At 70.0% G+C, this 15,433-nt stretch carries 15 protein-coding genes; 8 read left to right on the top strand and 7 right to left on the bottom strand.

The genetic code is table 11. The features are described 5' to 3' along the window. Both QO011_RS38530 and QO011_RS38525 read left to right on the top strand, forming a co-directional pair. A complete protein-coding gene (locus tag QO011_RS38530; protein ID WP_307284761.1) occupies positions 1-834 on the top strand; it encodes a carbohydrate ABC transporter permease in 834 nt (277 codons plus the stop codon). Positions 835-1,002: 168 nt separating this feature from the next. Then, positions 1,003-2,022, top strand: a complete 1,020-nt coding sequence (locus QO011_RS38525) for a virulence RhuM family protein (protein ID WP_307284760.1) — start codon at positions 1,003-1,005, stop codon at positions 2,020-2,022. Positions 2,023-2,100: 78 nt separating this feature from the next. Here the strand turns inward: QO011_RS38525 and QO011_RS38520 are convergent, their stop codons facing one another. The 3 genes from QO011_RS38520 to gloB form a co-directional block, all read right to left on the bottom strand. After that, positions 2,101-2,895 carry a YdcF family protein gene (locus tag QO011_RS38520; RefSeq protein ID WP_307284758.1) on the bottom strand — a complete coding sequence of 265 codons (795 nt, stop codon included), beginning with the start codon at positions 2,893-2,895 and terminating at the stop codon, positions 2,101-2,103. Positions 2,896-3,025: 130 nt separating this feature from the next. Beyond that, positions 3,026-3,457 (bottom strand): cupin domain-containing protein, encoded by a 432-nt coding sequence (locus tag QO011_RS38515; protein ID WP_307284755.1) that lies wholly within the window; start codon positions 3,455-3,457, stop codon positions 3,026-3,028. Positions 3,458-3,477: 20 nt separating this feature from the next. After that, positions 3,478-4,245, bottom strand: coding sequence for a hydroxyacylglutathione hydrolase (gloB, locus tag QO011_RS38510; RefSeq protein WP_307284752.1), 768 nt, complete (start codon positions 4,243-4,245; stop codon positions 3,478-3,480). Between the two features lie 159 nt (positions 4,246-4,404). Between gloB and QO011_RS38505 the strand changes: the two genes are divergently transcribed. Then, positions 4,405-5,901, top strand: a complete 1,497-nt coding sequence (locus QO011_RS38505; RefSeq protein ID WP_307284749.1) for an aromatic amino acid lyase — start codon at positions 4,405-4,407, stop codon at positions 5,899-5,901. Positions 5,902-5,921: 20 nt separating this feature from the next. Here the strand turns inward: QO011_RS38505 and QO011_RS38500 are convergent, their stop codons facing one another. Together QO011_RS38500 and QO011_RS38495 are read right to left on the bottom strand one after the other, a co-directional pair. Continuing rightward, the gene (locus tag QO011_RS38500; RefSeq protein WP_307284746.1) at positions 5,922-7,097 is read right to left on the bottom strand and encodes a low temperature requirement protein A; all 1,176 of its coding nucleotides are present in this window, start codon (positions 7,095-7,097) and stop codon (positions 5,922-5,924) included. Positions 7,098-7,177: 80 nt separating this feature from the next. Further along, positions 7,178-7,966, bottom strand: a complete 789-nt coding sequence (locus QO011_RS38495; protein ID WP_307284742.1) for a M15 family metallopeptidase — start codon at positions 7,964-7,966, stop codon at positions 7,178-7,180. Positions 7,967-8,120: 154 nt separating this feature from the next. Between QO011_RS38495 and QO011_RS38490 the strand changes: the two genes are divergently transcribed. Further along, a complete protein-coding gene (locus tag QO011_RS38490) occupies positions 8,121-9,011 on the top strand; it encodes an RNA polymerase factor sigma-32 (RefSeq protein ID WP_307284740.1) in 891 nt (296 codons plus the stop codon). An 18-nt stretch (positions 9,012-9,029) separates the two neighbouring features. On the opposite strand, the gene QO011_RS38485 is transcribed toward QO011_RS38490, so the two are convergent. Both QO011_RS38485 and QO011_RS38480 read right to left on the bottom strand, forming a co-directional pair. After that, positions 9,030-10,517 carry a M48 family metalloprotease gene (locus QO011_RS38485; RefSeq protein WP_307284737.1) on the bottom strand — a complete coding sequence of 496 codons (1,488 nt, stop codon included), beginning with the start codon at positions 10,515-10,517 and terminating at the stop codon, positions 9,030-9,032. A gap of 35 nt (positions 10,518-10,552) precedes the next feature. Beyond that, entirely contained in the window at positions 10,553-11,194 is a 642-nt protein-coding gene (locus QO011_RS38480; RefSeq protein WP_307284734.1) for a thermonuclease family protein, read from the bottom strand. Positions 11,195-11,624: 430 nt separating this feature from the next. Between QO011_RS38480 and QO011_RS38475 the strand changes: the two genes are divergently transcribed. From QO011_RS38475 to QO011_RS38460, 4 genes are all read left to right on the top strand, one after another. Continuing rightward, a complete protein-coding gene (locus QO011_RS38475; protein WP_307284731.1) occupies positions 11,625-11,963 on the top strand; it encodes a P-II family nitrogen regulator in 339 nt (112 codons plus the stop codon). A 62-nt stretch (positions 11,964-12,025) separates the two neighbouring features. After that, the gene (locus QO011_RS38470) at positions 12,026-13,351 is read left to right on the top strand and encodes an ammonium transporter (protein WP_307284728.1); all 1,326 of its coding nucleotides are present in this window, start codon (positions 12,026-12,028) and stop codon (positions 13,349-13,351) included. A 200-nt stretch (positions 13,352-13,551) separates the two neighbouring features. Beyond that, positions 13,552-13,890 carry a P-II family nitrogen regulator gene (locus QO011_RS38465; RefSeq protein WP_307284724.1) on the top strand — a complete coding sequence of 113 codons (339 nt, stop codon included), beginning with the start codon at positions 13,552-13,554 and terminating at the stop codon, positions 13,888-13,890. A 49-nt stretch (positions 13,891-13,939) separates the two neighbouring features. After that, positions 13,940-15,346: an ammonium transporter gene (locus QO011_RS38460; protein WP_307284721.1), complete on the top strand. Its 1,407-nt coding sequence runs from the start codon at positions 13,940-13,942 to the stop codon at positions 15,344-15,346. Positions 15,347-15,433: the final 87 nt, after the last annotated feature.

Genomic DNA, 15,433 nt, shown 5'->3' with positions numbered 1-15,433 from the left:
ATGGCTGCAGCCGGCAGAAGCGAGCGGCGCGCGCTCTGGATCGCCGCGGTGCCGATGGCGATCCTGGCGCTCTCCTGCGTCTATCCCGTGCTCTTCGCCCTCAACAACGCGCTGAAGAGCAACCGGGCCTATATCCTCGACCGCTTCGGCCTCGCCTGGGAGCCGACATCAGCCAATTTCGTCCAGGCCTGGACCCGGGCCCGTCTCGGCGACTATTTCCTCAACTCGGTGATCGTCACCGTCGGCGCCGTGACGTTGCTGCTGCTCGTCGCCTCGCTCGCCGGCTTCGTGCTCGCCTGCCTGCGCTTTCCCTTCCGCCGCCTCTTGTTCGCGTTGATCCTGGCCTCGCTGATGATCCCGGTGCAGGTGGTGCTGGTACCGTTCTACCGCACCATCGTCGGCCTCCACCTCCTCAACACCCATGCCGGGCTGATCCTCGCCTACACCGCGTTCTTCCTGCCCTTCTCGGTGTACCTGATGACCGCCTTCTATGCCGGCCTGCCGCGCGAGCTGATCGAGGCGGCGCGCATCGACGGCGCCAGCTTCCGGCAGGTCTGGTGGCACGTGATGCTGCCGCTCGGCCGCCCGGCGCTGATCACGCTCGGCATCCTCAACACGCTCTATTGCTGGAACGACGTGCTGATCTCGCTGCTCGTGCTGCAGGACAAGCGCACCCTGATGGTCGGCATCGCGGCGCTGCGCGGCGAATACACCACCAACGTGCCGCTGCTCTCGGCCGGGCTGGTGGTGGCCGCCGCGCCGATCGTGGTGCTCTACGTGGTGTTCCAGCGGCGGATCGTGTCGGGGATCGCGGTGGGGGCGGTGAAGGGGTAGGCCCTGATCGAGACCGAGCTGACGCGGCGACAAAGGGTCGAGTGGGGCTATCAGAGAAAGTTCAAATTTTCCAATCTCTCATGTCGAGTGTAGCGATTCGATCCAGGTGTTATGAGCTCGCGACCCCGCACGTCAGGATACGCCGGCATCTGAAGGAGCTCGGCCTCGATGGCTGAAGGCGAACTGATTCTGTACCGGTCGCTCGACGGCTCCGCCGAGGTTCAGCTACGGGCGATCGACGGCACCGTCTGGCTGACACAGGCCGAAATATCTGAATTATTTCAGACATCTAAGCAGTCTGTCAGCTATCACGTCAAACAGATTCTCGACGATGGGGAGTTGGCCGAAGCGGCAACTGTCAAAGAATTTTTGACAGTTCAGTTCGAGGGCGGCCGAGAGGTCCGGCGCAACCTCAAGCTTTACAATCTGGAGATGATCCTTGCCATCGGATACCGGGTGCGATCGCCGCGCGGCGCGCAGTTCCGCCAATGGGCGACGACGACCCTTCGGGAATACCTGGTTAAGGGTTTCGTGATCGACGATGCCAGGCTCAAGGAGCCTGGCGGATTCGACTACTTCGACGAGCTGCTCGAACGCATCCGGGACATCCGGGCATCCGAGAAGCGCTTCTATCAGAAGGTCCGCGACGTCTTCGCTGCCACCAGCGTCGACTACGACAAATCGGCTCAGACCGCACAGCTCTTCTTCCAGACGATCCGGAACAAGATGCTGTTCGCGGTGACGGGGCGGACGGCGGCCGAACTGATCGTCAAGCGCGCCGACGCGGCCGAGCCCAACATGGGCCTGACCAGTTGGAAAAGCGATTGTGTGCGCAAGGACGACGTCACGACCGCCAAGAACTATCTCGAGGCAGACGAGATCGACGAGCTCAATCGCATCGTCACCATGTTCCTCGACTTTGCCGACGACCAGTCGCGCCGGCGCAAGCAGATGAACATGGTTGATTGGGTGGCGCAGACCGACCGCTTCCTCGCCTTCAACGAGCGCGAGGTGCTGGCGGGCGCCGGGCGCGTCTCTCATGATCGCATGGAGACGATCGTCCATCAGGTCTACACAGCGTTCGATGCCGGGCGCCGCGAACGCGAGGCGATCGAGGCGGAGCATGTCGAGGAATTGAAAAGAATCGAGGCCGAGGTGTCGAGATTTTCCCCAAACAGGGGAGAGTGAAGATGAGTGGAATTGTTTCGCACGTCGCCAAGGTGTTTGGCGACACTTGGTTCCATCGCGGGCGGTGGCGGTCGAGACTCACGCCCCCGGAAACACCTCCTCCGTCACCCCCATCACCCGGTACATCACCAGCCCCAGCCATTCATGCGCGGCGAGATCCGCCATCTCCAGGCCCCGCGTCATGTCGACCACGGGCCGCGTGAGCTCGGCCGCGCCGCGGGTGCGGAAGTCGACGGGGTAGGGGATGGCGGCAAAGCCGGCGGCGCGGAAGCAGGCGACGGCGCGAGGCATGTGGTTGGCCGAGGTCACCAGCAGCCAGCGCTCGCCCGGCTGTGGCGCCAGGGCCGCCTTGGATTCGACGGCGTTCTCGCAGGTGGTGCGCGAGCGCTCCTCCAGCGCGATGCGCTCGGCCGGCACGCCCATGGCGGCGAGCATGTCGCGGGCGATCGCTGATTCCGAGCGGGCGCCGTCGCTGCGCACCCGGTCGGAGCCGCCGGAAAGGAAGATCCGCGCCGCGGGATAGCGCCGGGCCAGCTCGACTGCGGCGGTCAGGCGCTCGCCGGCCTCGTTCACTGCCGGGCTGCCGCGCGCCGCGGTGATGCTGGAGGCGATCGAGCCGCCGAGCACGACGACGCCGGTGACCGGCTCCTCGACGGCCGTGCGGGGGAAGCGGTCCTCCAGCGCCGTCACCGCCAGGGCGCCGAGCGGGCTCCAGCCGAGCACGACGAGGAGCAGCGCCGCGGTGAGCAGGCAGGCTTTTGCGAGGTGCCGCCAGCGGGTGAACCAGGCGAGGAGGCCGGCGAGCGCCAGCACGCCGATCAGGTTGGAAGGCAGGAGCAGGAACTGCACCAGCTTGGATGTGAGGTAGAGCATCGCGGGGCTTTCCGGATGGGACGACACGGCTCCATCTGCGTAGCGCAGGCGTGCGTGATGGAACAGGTCGGGCGGAGGGCCGTGTCGTGCACGAACCTCGACGTGACGGCCCGGCTCGCCCCGTGCGCCCCTATGCCTCGCCCGGCGCCCACCCAGGCGCCGCCATCTCGAACCCCTCGAATCGAAACCCCGGCGCCACCGTGCAGCCGACCAGCGTCCAATCCCCCAGGCTCTCGGCCGCCTGCCAGACCCCGGCCGGCACCACGACCTGCGGGCGCTCGCCGGCGGGGAGGTCCGGGCCGAGCACGTGGCGCGTCGCCGTGTCGCCGCGCTCGGAGAGCGACAGCGCCAGCGGCGCGCCGGCATAGTGGTGCCAGACCTCGGCCGCGTCGACGCGGTGCCAGTGCGAGCGCTCGCCCGCCTTGAGGAGGTAATAGATCGCGGTCGAGGCGGGGCGGCCGTCGCCTGCCGCGTCCTTGAAGGTCTCGACATAGTGGCCGCCTTCGGGGTGCGGCCGCATGCCGAGCGTGGCGATGATGGCAGAGGGGTCGAGGACCGGCATCGGCGTCTCCTCCCGATTGCTCAGAAGCGGTTCTTGCGTTCGCGGATCTCCGCGAACACTGCCACCGGGTCGGCTCCGGCCATGCCGAGGCCGGCGGCCAGCCCTGGGTCGTCGGCGCGCAGGAACGGGTTCTCGCGCTTCTCCGCCCCCAGCGTCACCGGCAGGGTGAAGCGGCCCTCGGCCCGCTGGCGCTCGACCTCGGCGGCGCGGGTCCGCAACGCGGCGTTTTCCGGATCGACGGTGAGGGCGAAGCGGGCGTTGGACAGCGTGTATTCGTGGCCGCAATAGAGCAGGGTCTCGTCGGGCAGGGCGCGGAGCTTCTGCAGCGACGTCCACATCTCGCCCGGCGTGCCCTCGAACACCCGGCCGCAGCCGAGCGAGAACAGCGTGTCGGCGGCGAACAGCGCGCTCTCCGCCCGGAACCAGTAGGCGATATGGCCGACGGTGTGGCCGGGCGTGTCGATCACCTCGGCCTCGAGGCTGCCGACCGCGACGCGGTCGCCCTCGGCCACGGTCTCGTCCACGGCCGGGATGCGGTGGGCGTCGGCCTTCGCCGCCACCACGCGGCAGTTCCAGGCCGCCTTGAGGGCGGCGATGCCGGCGACATGATCTTCGTGGTGGTGCGTCACCAGAATGTCGCTAAGCTTCCAGCCGCGTCGGGCCAGCGCGGCCTCGATCGGCGCTGCCTCCGGCGCGTCGATCGCCGCGGTGCGGCCGGTGATGGAATCGTGGATCAGGGCTCCAAAATTGTCGGAGCGGCATAGGAACAGGTCGATCGTCGCTGCCATGATAGCCTCGCCTCGCTGAGGCTTCCTTCTAAGCAGCTTCTCGTGGCTTCGGCCACGGGAAGCTGCTTAGATTGCCAGGCAAAGCAGGTTCGGGGAATCTGCTTCGGCCATCGCTCGCGCCTGGTCACGCCGCGCCGCCTCGCTCCGGCGGAGGATCGCATGCCTGACGGTGTCGTCATCCTCGGCGACCACAGCATCACCGTCGACGACGTGGCGGCGATCGCCCGCGGCCGGCGCCCGGCGGCGCTGTCGCGCGGGGCGCGCGAGCGCATGGCCACGGTCCGCGCCGTGGTCGAGCGCCATGTGGCGGAGGACGTGCCGGTCTACGGCCTCACCACCGGCCTCGGCGCCGGGGTCGACACGCGCCTCGCCGCCGCCGACCTCGCCGCCTTCCAGCGCCGCGTCCCCTTCGCCCGCGCCGTCGGCGTCGGCGAGGCCATGCCGGCCGAGGAGGTGCGCGCCATGATGGCGGCCCGCGCCGCCGGCATGGCGGTCGGCCAGAGCGGCGTCTCGCCGGCCGTGGCCGAGGCGCTGGTCGCCGCGCTCAACGCCGGCTTCCACCCCGTGGTGCCGTCGATCGGCTCGATCGGCGCGGCGGACCTGGCGCCGCTCGCCCACATGGCCGTGGCCCTGCTCGGCGAGGGCGAGGCCGAGTTCGGCGGCGCGCGCCTGCCTGGTGCCGACGCCCTGGCGCGAGCCGGGCTCGCGCCGTTGGCGCTCGGCGTCAAGGACGGCCACGCCCTGGTGGTCGCCAACGCGGCTTCCGCCGGGCGCGGCGCCTTGGCGCTGGTCGACGCGCGCCTCGCCCTCGACACGCTGGACGCCGCGGCGGCGCTGGCCATGGAGGCCTTCGGCGCCAATCTCTCGCCGCTGCTGCCGGTGGTGAACGCCGCGCGGCCGGCGCCGGGCCAGGCCGCGGCGGCCAAGCGCCTGCTCGGCCTGGTCGCCGGCGGCCATCTCGGCGACCGCGGCCCGGCCCGCCGGCTGCAGGACCCGCTCTCCTTCCGCTGCGCCGCGCCGGTGCACGGGGCGGCACGCACGGCGCTCGCCGAGGCTGCCGCCGCGGTGGAGCTGGAGCTGAACCACAGCGGCGACAACCCGGTGGTGATCGACGGGCAGATGCTGTCGAACGGCAATTTCGACATGACCGGCCTCACCCTGCGCTTCGAGGCCCTGGCCCAGGCCCTGTCCCATGCCGCCACCATCTCGGCCCAGCGGGCGCTGAAGCTGATGTCGCCGGGCTATTCCGACCAGCCGCGCTTCCTCACTCCGCTCGGCCCGAGCCGCGCCGGCTTCGCGCCGCTGCAGAAGGTGATCGGCGCGCTGGAGGGCGAGATCCGCGCCCGGGCCCAGCCGGCAACGCTGGCGCTGCTGCACGTCGCCGACGGCGTCGAGGACCATGCGGCCAACGCGCCCGCGGCGGTGACCAAGCTGCGCGAGAGCGCGGCGCGCCTGGTCGTGCTCGCCGCCTGCGAGTTGATCGTGGCGGCGCAGGCGATCGACCTCAGAGGCGGCGGCGAGCTCGGCCCGGGCGCCGCCCGCGTCTTCGCCTTCGTGCGCAGCCATGTCGACAAGCTGGAGGAGGACCGCGCCAGCGGCCCCGACGTCTCACGCCTGGCGGAGGCGATCCGCGCCGGCGGGCTGGCGGGGGTGTGAGGGGAGGGGGACTGCCGCCCTCAATGCCCCTGCGCCACCGACGCGCCTCGCCGCCAGGAGGCCGTCTCCCACCCCGCCACCACCACCAGCGCGGCGCTGGTGCCGAGCGCCAGCCAGAGCGGGGTCAGCCAGGCCGCGGCGAGCGCCAGCAGTGCCAGCAAGGCGAAGCCGGCGAGGTGGGACAGCGGGGGATGGCCGATCAGCGTCGCCTTGAACAGGGTGTTGCCGAGGAGATAGAGCGCCGGCCCGCCGAGGATCGCCGCGGCGGAGGCGAAGTCGATATGGCCCTCGTGCCCGTCGGGGTGCACCAGCGCCAGCTCGTCGGCCACGGCGCAGACGATGATGCCGGCGATGATCAATCCGTGCAGATAGGTATATCCGAGCCGCGCCAGCCGGCCGGGATCGTCGGACGCGGCGATGTGGTGGCTGCCGCGCTCGGCGCCGGTGTCGAAATAGATCCACCACATGGCGATGCTGCCGACGAGGGCGGCCAGGAAGGCGGCGACCTGAGCCGGACCCCAGGCGAGGTCCGCGAAGGTCGCGCCGGTGACCAGGATGGATTCGCCGAGCGCGATGATGACGAAGAGCGAGCAGCGCTCGGAGAGGTGGTGGCCCTCCACGTCCCAGTCCGCCGTGGTCGAGCGGCCGAGCCCGGGCACGGCGAAGCCGGCGGAGGGGCCGGCATATTCGATGGCGAGCGCCACGGCCCAGAGCGCCAGGCGCGGCTCCGGCGCGGCGAGGCCGCCGGCGATCCAGAACGCAGCCGCCACGAGCAGCCAGACGGTGATGCGTTGGAAATTGCGCCGGTTGCCGGGGTTGTCCCGGCCCAGCGCCCGGATCATGAACAGGGAGCGTCCGACCTGGCTGCCGGCATGGGCGAGGGCGAAGGCCAGGCCCATGCTCTCGAAGGCATGCGGGATCGAGGCCGAGAGCACGAGCCCGGCCAGCATCAGCGCGAACAGGGCGAGGCGCACCGGCGTCTTGTCGGGGTCGAGCCAGTTGGTGACCCAGCTGGTGAAGATCCACAGCCACCACACCGCCAGGAACAGCATCAGCGTCTGCACGGCACCGCCGGCGGTGAGATGCGCCAGCAGCCCGTGCGAGAGCTGGGTGACCGCGAAGACGAAGACCAGGTCGAAGAAGAGCTCGATATTGGTGACGCGCGCCGGCGCGCCCCGTTCCCGCAACAACGCCATCCCGCCCCCGCCTAATACCCCGCCGGGTCGCCGGCGGCCGGGGCGAGCTTGGCACGGGCATCGCGGCCACGGAAGCGGGCTCAGGGCGCCGTCACGGGAAAATCCTCCGCCGCGGCGCCGGCGTGGCCGTCATAGCCGAAGTGCCACCATTCCCGCGGATAATTGGCGAAGCCCTCCGCCCGCATCGCCGCGACCAGACGCCGGCGGTTGCGCGCCGCCTCGGCCGGCAGGCCGGATGCGGCAGTCCAGGATTTGGGATCGAAGCAGTCGAAGCCGGTGCCGAAGTCGATGAGGCCGCGGTCGCCGCGCCGCGCCACCGGCGCCGTGCAGGGCGCGCCGGCCTGTCCGGGGCTCGCCGGGGCGCCGAGGCGGGCCAGGCCGAGATCGACGGCATAGCCGGTCGAATGGACCGAGCGCGCCGCGATATAGCCGAGCGCCACCAGGGCCCTGCGGTCGACGGCGGGATGGTCGGGGGCGCGCTGCGGGCCGTCGCCGGCCCGCGCCCAGGCGAGGAGGTCGGCCACGGCGCGCTGCGGCCGGTAGCAGTCGAACACCACCAGGCCGAGCCCCTCGGGTGCGAGGTCGCGCTGCACCGCCGCGAGCGCCTGCGCCGCCTCGGTGCGGAGGATGCAGGCGGGCCCGGCATAGCCGGCGAGCGGGTGCCCGGTGACGTTGTCCGGCCCGGCATAGCGCATGTCCTGGCGGATGGTGGGGGCGAGGTCGGCGAGACGGACGAAGCCGGCCGGCAGGTCCCCGGCGCCAGCCGGGCCCGCATTGGCCGCCAGCAGCGCCGCGGCCCAGGGCAGGAACACGCGCCGCCGGCTCCGCCCGCGGCGGCCCGGCTCCGAGCGCTGTGGAGGGACAGGCATGCCGCAGCGTCTCGGGCGCCGTGCCTCCCGGTCAAGGGCCATCACGCCAATGTGATGGCCATCGGGCGGGACCCTATGACGCCCATCGCCGTTGTGCCGGTGTGGCGCGTCCGGCCGGCTTGGCGGCCGCCGCCGGAGCAATGGGAGTGCGTGCATGGCGAATGCCCCTGAACTGCGTCGTCATTTCGTCAGGCAGGCGATGGAGGCTCCCTTCCTGCAGCGCGAGGAGGAGCACGCGCTGGCGATCCGCTGGAAGGAGCAGCGCGACCAGCAGGCGCTGCATCGCCTGGCCGGCGCGCATATGCGCCTGGTCATCGCCATCGCCGCGCGCTTCCGCCATTACGGCCTGTCCATGGCGGATCTGATCCAGGAGGGCCATATCGGCCTGCTCGAGGCGGCGGCGCGCTTCGAGCCGGAGCGCGAGGTGCGCTTCTCCACCTATGCCACCTGGTGGATCCGCGCCGCCGTGCAGGACTATGTGCTGCGCAACTGGTCGATCGTGCGCGGCGGCACCTCCTCGGCCCAGAAATCGCTGTTCTTCAACCTGCGCCGCCTGCGGGCCCGCCTCGCCCGCGAGACCGACGGCATCGGGCGCGAGGCGATCTACCGCAGCATCGCCGGGGCGGTCGGCGTGCCGGTCGAGGACGTGGCGCAGATGGACGCCCGCCTCTCCCTGCCCGACGCCTCGCTCGGCGCGCCCGTCGGCCATGACGGCGAGGAGGGCGGCAGCGCCCGCATCACCTTCCTCGTCGACGGGCGCCCGTTGCCGGACGAGGTGGCGGAAGACGCCATCGACGGCGAGCGCCGCCTGATCTGGCTGCGCGGCGCCCTCGACCAGCTCGACGCCCGCGAGCGCCGCATCGTCCAGGCCCGCCGCCTCACCGACGAGGCCGACACGCTCGAGACCCTCGGGGCCAGCCTCGGCATCTCCAAGGAGCGGGTGCGCCAGATCGAGAGCCGCGCCCTCGGCAAGCTGCGCCAGGCGCTCGAGGCCCGGATGCCGGTGCGGGCGCCGGAGGCTCAGGGCGCCGAGCTGCGGACCTGAAGGCGCGCGGCCCCGGCCCTACTCCGAGATGATCTTCACCCGGTCGCCCGCCTGCAGCGTGGCGTTGGCGTCGAGGCCGTTCAGGATGAGGAAGCGGTCGAGCGCGTGGTCGGCATAGGCCATGCGCACCGACAGCGTCGCCGGCGTGTCGCCCGCGCGCACCGTGGTCACGTCGATGCGTAGCGGCTTGACGTTGCCGATCTCCTCCGGCGTCAGCCGCCGGAAGGTCGAGGCCGTCTGCTGGAACAGGGTGTCGTTGGCGGCCGAGAGGTCGCGGGCGGCGAAGATCATGCGATAGACGCTGGCGCCGAAGCGGATGGCGTAGAGCCGGAAGCTCCATTCCTCGCCGCGCGCCACGGCGGTCGCCGCCTCGAAGCCGTTGATGGTGAGGGTCTGGGCGGTGCCGGTGTCGACGCCCTCGATCCAGCCCGAGGAGAGATAGTCGACCAGCGACTGGCCGTCCTTCGGCTTGACCGTATCGAGGCGCAGCGCCCGCCCGCCGCCGTCGACGCCGAGGATCGCCTGCGGCGTGTTGTCGATGGTGAAGCCCTGCGGCACGACGAAGGTGAAGCCGAGCCGGGGATGCAGGAAGGCGCGGCCCTGCATGAAGCCCTGCGTCGGATCCTCGCCATAGGTCAGGCCGTCGATCGCCTGCAGGTAGCTCACCTTGTCGCGCCGGCCGGTGCCCGGTGCGCCATATTGGCGCGCCACCTCGATCGCCCGCTGGATGCGCTCCGGCGTCGAGGGGTGGGTGTTGAGGAAGTCGTAGGCGTTGGCGTTGGGCTGGGAGCCGTTGCCGCGCAGGTCGACCTGCCGGCTCATCGAGGCCAGGAAGCGCGCGGCGCCATAGGGGTCGAAACCGGCCCGGGCAATGGTGCGCACGCCGATCTGGTCGGCCTCCAGCTCCTGCAGGCGCGAGAAGCTGGCGATGGTCACCAGCGACTTGGCCTGCTGCATCTGGCCTTCCTGCGGCTTGTGCAGCACGTCGGTCATGACAGAGGAGACCAGGACCGACTGCTTCTCCATGTCGGCCCGGGCGATGGCGTGCCGGGCCGAGACATGCGCCATCTCGTGGGCGATCACCGCGGCGATCTCGGCATCGTCATTGGCCAGCGCCAGCAGGCCGCGCGTCACGTAGATCCGGCCCGAGGGCAGCGCGAAGGCGTTGACCGAGGACGAGTTGAGGATGGTCAGCTTGTAGGGGATGTCCGGCCGGTCGGACTGCGCCGCCAGGCGATCGACCAGGTCGTCGAGATAGCGCTCGGTGGCGGGGTTCTTGTAGGCGCCGCCATAGGAGGCGACCAGGCGATCGTGCTCGCGGTCGGCCGCCGTCGGCGGGGCGATCACCCGCGGCGCCTCCTTCGGCAGGCTGGCGACCAGCGGCTGGGCCGCCGTGCCGGTCGCCGAATCCGTCGCGACATCGGCGGCGGTGGTGCAGCCCGACAGGCCGAGCGCCAGCGCCAGCGTGGCGATCGCCACGCCGCTCCCTGCTCTCGATCCCGACACGCGCGCCCTCATGGCCCTTCGGTCCATCCTTCCCTTCACTGCTTCGGCGCGTCGATGCGCTCGATCGCCGCGGGCTCGGTGATGTCGATGCGCGGACCGCCCTGCGCCGTCACCACGCCTCGCGCGCGGATCATTTGGCCCACCAGGGTTTCCGGCGCAACCCCCGAAGCGACGAAGCGCGGTCCCTCCCGCTTGGGGATGGCCAGTGTCACATCGGTGCTCCACACCGCGCCGAAGTCGATCCACAGCGTCGCCCCGCTCGCGCCGGCATGGACGACCCGGCCGGAGACGATGGCAAAGCGCCCCTCGTGCGGCGCCACGGCCTCCGGATCCGAGGCGTCCGCCACCGCATAGGCCGGCTCCGCCCACAGGCCGAGCCCGGCGCGGCGGGCCGCGTCCTCGGCCGCCAGCAGCGCGGCATAGCAGGCTTGTTCGCCCGGCCGCGGCCGGATCCGCGCGTTGCCCTCCGCCGCCAGCCGCTCGGAGAGCGAGATGCCCTCGACGACGAGGTCGGCATGGACGGCCCCGTGCCGGTCCGCCGGTCCGGCGCCGGCCAGCGTCGCCTCCTCGTTCTCGATCGGCGGCAGGCGCAGGCTCTCCGCGTCGAGGCCGGCGAGCCGGATGGTCCGGCCGTCGGCGAGGCGCAGCGCCTTGTCCGGCAGCGCCTGCGCAATCATGACCGTTTCTCCTTCCGAAGCGGCCTGACCGCAGGCGCCGGCCGAGGCCGCGGGCCCGCAGCCGAGCGCCAGCGCGGCGCAGGCTGCGCCGCTCGCGCATGCTGAGGCCCACCCCGTCACCCGACGCCCACCAAGCGAAGCCCGTCTTGACTCTATGGCGTCGAAACTACGGATCGGGAAGGCAAAAATGCGGCGGAAGCGGGCCGGCGCAGCGGCTGCCTAAATTTTAGACATTTGCCTATTTTATGGTCGATGGCGGGATGGGCGACTGCGCCTCAAAACGGCAGATGCGCCGATTCCCGTGATTTTACAGATTGTTAAAACCTGCCTTCCCGCTTGGCACAGGGCTTGATTTGCGCCGGCCGTTCTCGGCGGCCTCAGAGGGGGGCGCGGCCGCCGCGGCGAACGCCAGGCTCAAGGATGAAACAGCATGAAAATCGTGATGGCCATCATCAAGCCGTTCAAGCTCGAGGAAGTTCGCGACGCATTGACCGCGCTCGGCGTGCACGGCCTGACTGTGACGGAAGTGAAGGGGTACGGGCGCCAGAAGGGCCATACCGAGATCTATCGCGGCGCTGAATACGCCGTGAGCTTCCTGCCGAAGCTCAAGATCGAGGTGGCCGTCGCCAGCGACCTCGTCGGCAAGGTGATCGACGCCATCAGCGCCGCCGCCAAGACCGGCCAGATCGGCGACGGCAAGATCTTCGTGACGCCGATCGAGACCGCGGTGCGCATCCGCACCGGCGAGAAGGATCTCGACGCGCTGTGAAGCCGGCATCCCACCACACCGACACCGATCCTTCAGGCACTGCATTCCTCAGGGGAAGAATCATGAAGACTGTCACCGTCAAGCACGTCGCGCGGGCCGCGCTCGCCGCTCTCGGGGCGCTGGCCCTGACGACCGGCACGGCGCTCGCCGACGCCCCCAAGATCGACACCGGCGACACCGCCTGGATGCTGACGTCCACCGCGCTGGTGCTGATGATGACCATCCCGGGCCTGGCGCTGTTCTACGGCGGCATGGTGCGCAAGAAGAACGTGCTCGCCACCTGCGCCCAGTCCTTCGGCGCCACCTGCGTCATCACCGTGCTCTGGATGATCATCGGCTATTCCATCGCCTTCACCGACGGCGGATCGCACCAGGCCTGGTTCGGCGGCTTCTCCTACTTCTTCCTGGCCCCGATGGGCCTCAACACCACCAGCGCGCTGGCGCCGACCATCCCCGAGTCGGTCTACATGTGCTTCCAGATGACCTTCGCGATCATCACCCCGGCCCTGATCGCCGGCGCCATCGCCGATCGCATGAAGTTCTCCGCCTTCCTCACCTTCATGGGCGCCTGGCTGATTCTGGTCTACTGCCCGATCGCCCATTGGGTCTGGGGCGGCGGCTGGCTCGGCACCATGGGCGCTCTCGACTATGCCGGCGGCACGGTCGTGCATCTCAACGCCGGCACCGCGGCCCTGGTCGCCTGCCTCGTCCTCGGCAAGCGCACCGGCTACGGCTCCGAGAACATGGCGCCGCACAACCTGGTGCTCAGCCTGATCGGCGCCTCGCTGCTGTGGGTCGGCTGGTTCGGCTTCAACGCCGGCTCCGCCGTCACCTCCAACGTCAATGCCGGCATGGCCATGGCCGCCACCCAGATCGCCACCGCGGCGGCCTCGCTCGGCTGGATGTTCATGGAATGGATCGTCGCCAAGAAGCCCTCGGTCCTCGGCATGATCTCCGGCGCCGTGGCCGGCCTCGTCGCCATCACCCCGGCCTCCGGCTTCGTCAATCCGGCGGGCGCCCTCGCCATCGGCCTCATCGCCGGCGTGGTCTGCTATCTCTCGGCCGTCCACATGAAGCGTGTCTTCGGCTATGACGACTCGCTCGATGCCTGGGGCGTGCACGGCGTCGGCGGCGCGCTCGGCGCCCTCCTCACCGGTGTCTTCGCCTCCAACGCCATCAACTCGGCCGGCAAGGGCTGGCTGATCGACGGCAATTTCGGCCAGATGACCATCCAGCTCTACGACGTCCTCGGCACCTTCATCTACTCGGCCGTGGGCACCTTCGTCATCCTGAAGGTCATCGACGTCGTCATCGGCCTCAGGGTCACCAAGGAAGTCGAGGTCGAGGGCCTCGACATCAACCTGCACGGCGAGACGGTCCACGGCTGACCGACCTTGCATGTGGCAGCGGCGGCCCCGGGGGCGGGACCGCCGCTTGCCTTGTCCGGCGCGCGGAAGGGGAGCTGGGCCCCGACCGGGCGAGGCCAGGCCGGGGACCTCCCCGGCCGGACCGGACGGCCGCGCTCGCGGCGGCTTTTTCATGGGGGCGACATGCCGCCGTCAGCACCAGAGCGAAGGAGTGAGACAGGATGAAAATTGTGATGGCCATCATCAAGCCGTTCAAGCTGGAGGAGGTCCGCGACGCGCTGACCGCCATCGGCGTGCACGGCCTGACCGTGACGGAGGTGAAGGGGTACGGACGGCAGAAAGGCCATACCGAGATCTATCGCGGCGCCGAATACGCCGTGAGCTTCCTGCCCAAGCTCAAGATCGAGGTCGCCGTTCCCGGCGACATCGTCGGCAAGGTGATCGATGCGATCGGCGCCGCCGCCAAGACCGGCCAGATCGGCGACGGCAAGATCTTCGTCACGCCCATCGAGACCGCGGTGCGCATCCGCACCGGCGAGAAGGACCTCGACGCGCTCTGACGCGACCACCCGCAAACCGACAATCCGTTCGAGACAGGAACACGTGTTGATGACTTTTTCCCGCGTATTGAAATATGCGACGCCGGCGCTTCTCGGGGCGCTCCTGGCCGCGTCCCCGGCATGGGCCGACGCCGTCGCCGACTCCCTCGCCGCGCCCGGCGCCAAGGGCGACACCGCCTGGATGCTGACCGCCAGCGCCCTCGTCCTGCTGATGACCGTGCCGGGCCTGGCCCTGTTCTATGGCGGCCTCGTCCGGTCCAAGAACATGCTCTCCGTCTTCACGCAGGTCTTCGTGATCGCCGCGCTCGTCTCGGTGATCTGGGTGGTCTACGGCTACTCCCTCACCTTCACCGAAGGCTCCGGCCCGCTGCAGCCCTTCTTCGGCGGCTTCTCCAAGCTGTTCCTGGCCGGCGTCAGCACCTCCACCGGCGCCGCCACCTTCACCAACGGCGTCTACATCCCCGAATTCGTCTATATCTGCTTCCAGATGACGTTCGCGATGATCACGCCCGGCCTGATCGTCGGCTCCTTCGCCGAGCGCATCAAGTTCTCCTCGATGATCGTGTTCATCGTGCTGTGGGTGACCTTCATCTACTTCCCGATGGCGCACATGGTCTGGTACTGGGGCGGCCCCGATGCGGCGACCGCTCCGGCCGGCCAGATCTTCACCTGGGGCGCGCTCGACTTCGCCGGCGGCACCGTGGTGCACATCAATGCCGGCATTGCCGGCCTGGTTGGCGCCCTGGTCCTCGGCAAGCGCGTCGGCTACGGCAAGGAGCACCTGCCGCCCCACTCGCTGACCATGACGGCGATCGGCGGCTCGCTCCTCTGGGTCGGCTGGTTCGGCTTCAATGCCGGCTCCAACCTCGAGGCCACGTCGGCGGCGGCGCTCGCCATGATCAACACCTTCGTGGCCACGGCCGCGGCGGCGGTGTCCTGGCTGTTCGTCGAGTGGTCGGTCAAGGGCAAGCCCTCGCTGCTCGGCACCATCTCCGGCGCGGTCGCCGGCCTCGTGGCGGTCACGCCGGCCTGCGGCTTCTCCGGCCCGATGGGCGCGGTGGTGCTCGGCCTGCTGGTCAGCCCGATCTGCTTCTTCTTCGTCTCCACGGTGAAGAACGCACTCGGCTATGACGACTCGCTCGACGTGTTCGGCGTGCACTGCGTCGGCGGCATCTTCGGTGCGCTCGCCACCGGCATCCTGGTCAACCCCGCCCTCGGCGGCGCCGGCATCGCCGACTACGTCACGTCTCCCGGCAAGCTGCTGATCGCCGAATGGAGCATCGGCCAGGTCTGGATCCAGGCCAAGGGCGTGCTGCTGACGCTGGCCTGGTCCGGCATCGGCTCGTTCATCCTCTACAAGCTCGTCGACCTCGTCATGGGCCTGCGCGTCACCAACGACCAGGAGCGTGAAGGCCTCGACATCGCCGAGCACGGCGAGCGCGCCTACAACTACTGATCGGATCCAACCGACGGTCACCTCCAGAGCACTCGGCCCGGAGCGAAGCGGGTTCCACCCGCTTCGCTCCGGCTTGGAATGGCGAGC

Origin of the sequence: Labrys wisconsinensis (genome assembly GCF_030814995.1) — a bacterium.
GTDB lineage: Bacteria > Pseudomonadota > Alphaproteobacteria > Rhizobiales > Labraceae > Labrys > Labrys wisconsinensis.
Note: the sequence above shows the minus strand (reverse complement) of the source record. Positions and strands in the feature narration are given on the sequence as shown.

Bases quoted from the DNA above. Each gene is read 5' to 3' on its own strand.
- QO011_RS38465 (WP_307284724.1), top strand. From the start codon at position 13,552: ATGAAAATTGTGATGGCCATCATCAAGCCGTTCAAGCTGGAGGAGGTC.
- QO011_RS38480 (WP_307284734.1), bottom strand. From the start codon at position 11,194: ATGATTGCGCAGGCGCTGCCGGACAAGGCGCTGCGCCTCGCCGACGGC.
- QO011_RS38500 (WP_307284746.1), bottom strand. From the start codon at position 7,097: ATGGCGTTGTTGCGGGAACGGGGCGCGCCGGCGCGCGTCACCAATATC.
- QO011_RS38475 (WP_307284731.1), top strand. From the start codon at position 11,625: ATGAAAATCGTGATGGCCATCATCAAGCCGTTCAAGCTCGAGGAAGTT.
- QO011_RS38495 (WP_307284742.1), bottom strand. From the start codon at position 7,966: ATGCCTGTCCCTCCACAGCGCTCGGAGCCGGGCCGCCGCGGGCGGAGC.
- QO011_RS38505 (WP_307284749.1), top strand. From the start codon at position 4,405: ATGCCTGACGGTGTCGTCATCCTCGGCGACCACAGCATCACCGTCGAC.
- QO011_RS38470 (WP_307284728.1), top strand. From the start codon at position 12,026: ATGAAGACTGTCACCGTCAAGCACGTCGCGCGGGCCGCGCTCGCCGCT.
- QO011_RS38515 (WP_307284755.1), bottom strand. From the start codon at position 3,457: ATGCCGGTCCTCGACCCCTCTGCCATCATCGCCACGCTCGGCATGCGG.
- QO011_RS38490 (WP_307284740.1), top strand. From the start codon at position 8,121: ATGGCGAATGCCCCTGAACTGCGTCGTCATTTCGTCAGGCAGGCGATG.
- QO011_RS38520 (WP_307284758.1), bottom strand. From the start codon at position 2,895: ATGCTCTACCTCACATCCAAGCTGGTGCAGTTCCTGCTCCTGCCTTCC.
- gloB (WP_307284752.1), bottom strand. From the start codon at position 4,245: ATGGCAGCGACGATCGACCTGTTCCTATGCCGCTCCGACAATTTTGGA.
- QO011_RS38525 (WP_307284760.1), top strand. From the start codon at position 1,003: ATGGCTGAAGGCGAACTGATTCTGTACCGGTCGCTCGACGGCTCCGCC.
- QO011_RS38530 (WP_307284761.1), top strand. From the start codon at position 1: ATGGCTGCAGCCGGCAGAAGCGAGCGGCGCGCGCTCTGGATCGCCGCG.
- QO011_RS38460 (WP_307284721.1), top strand. From the start codon at position 13,940: ATGACTTTTTCCCGCGTATTGAAATATGCGACGCCGGCGCTTCTCGGG.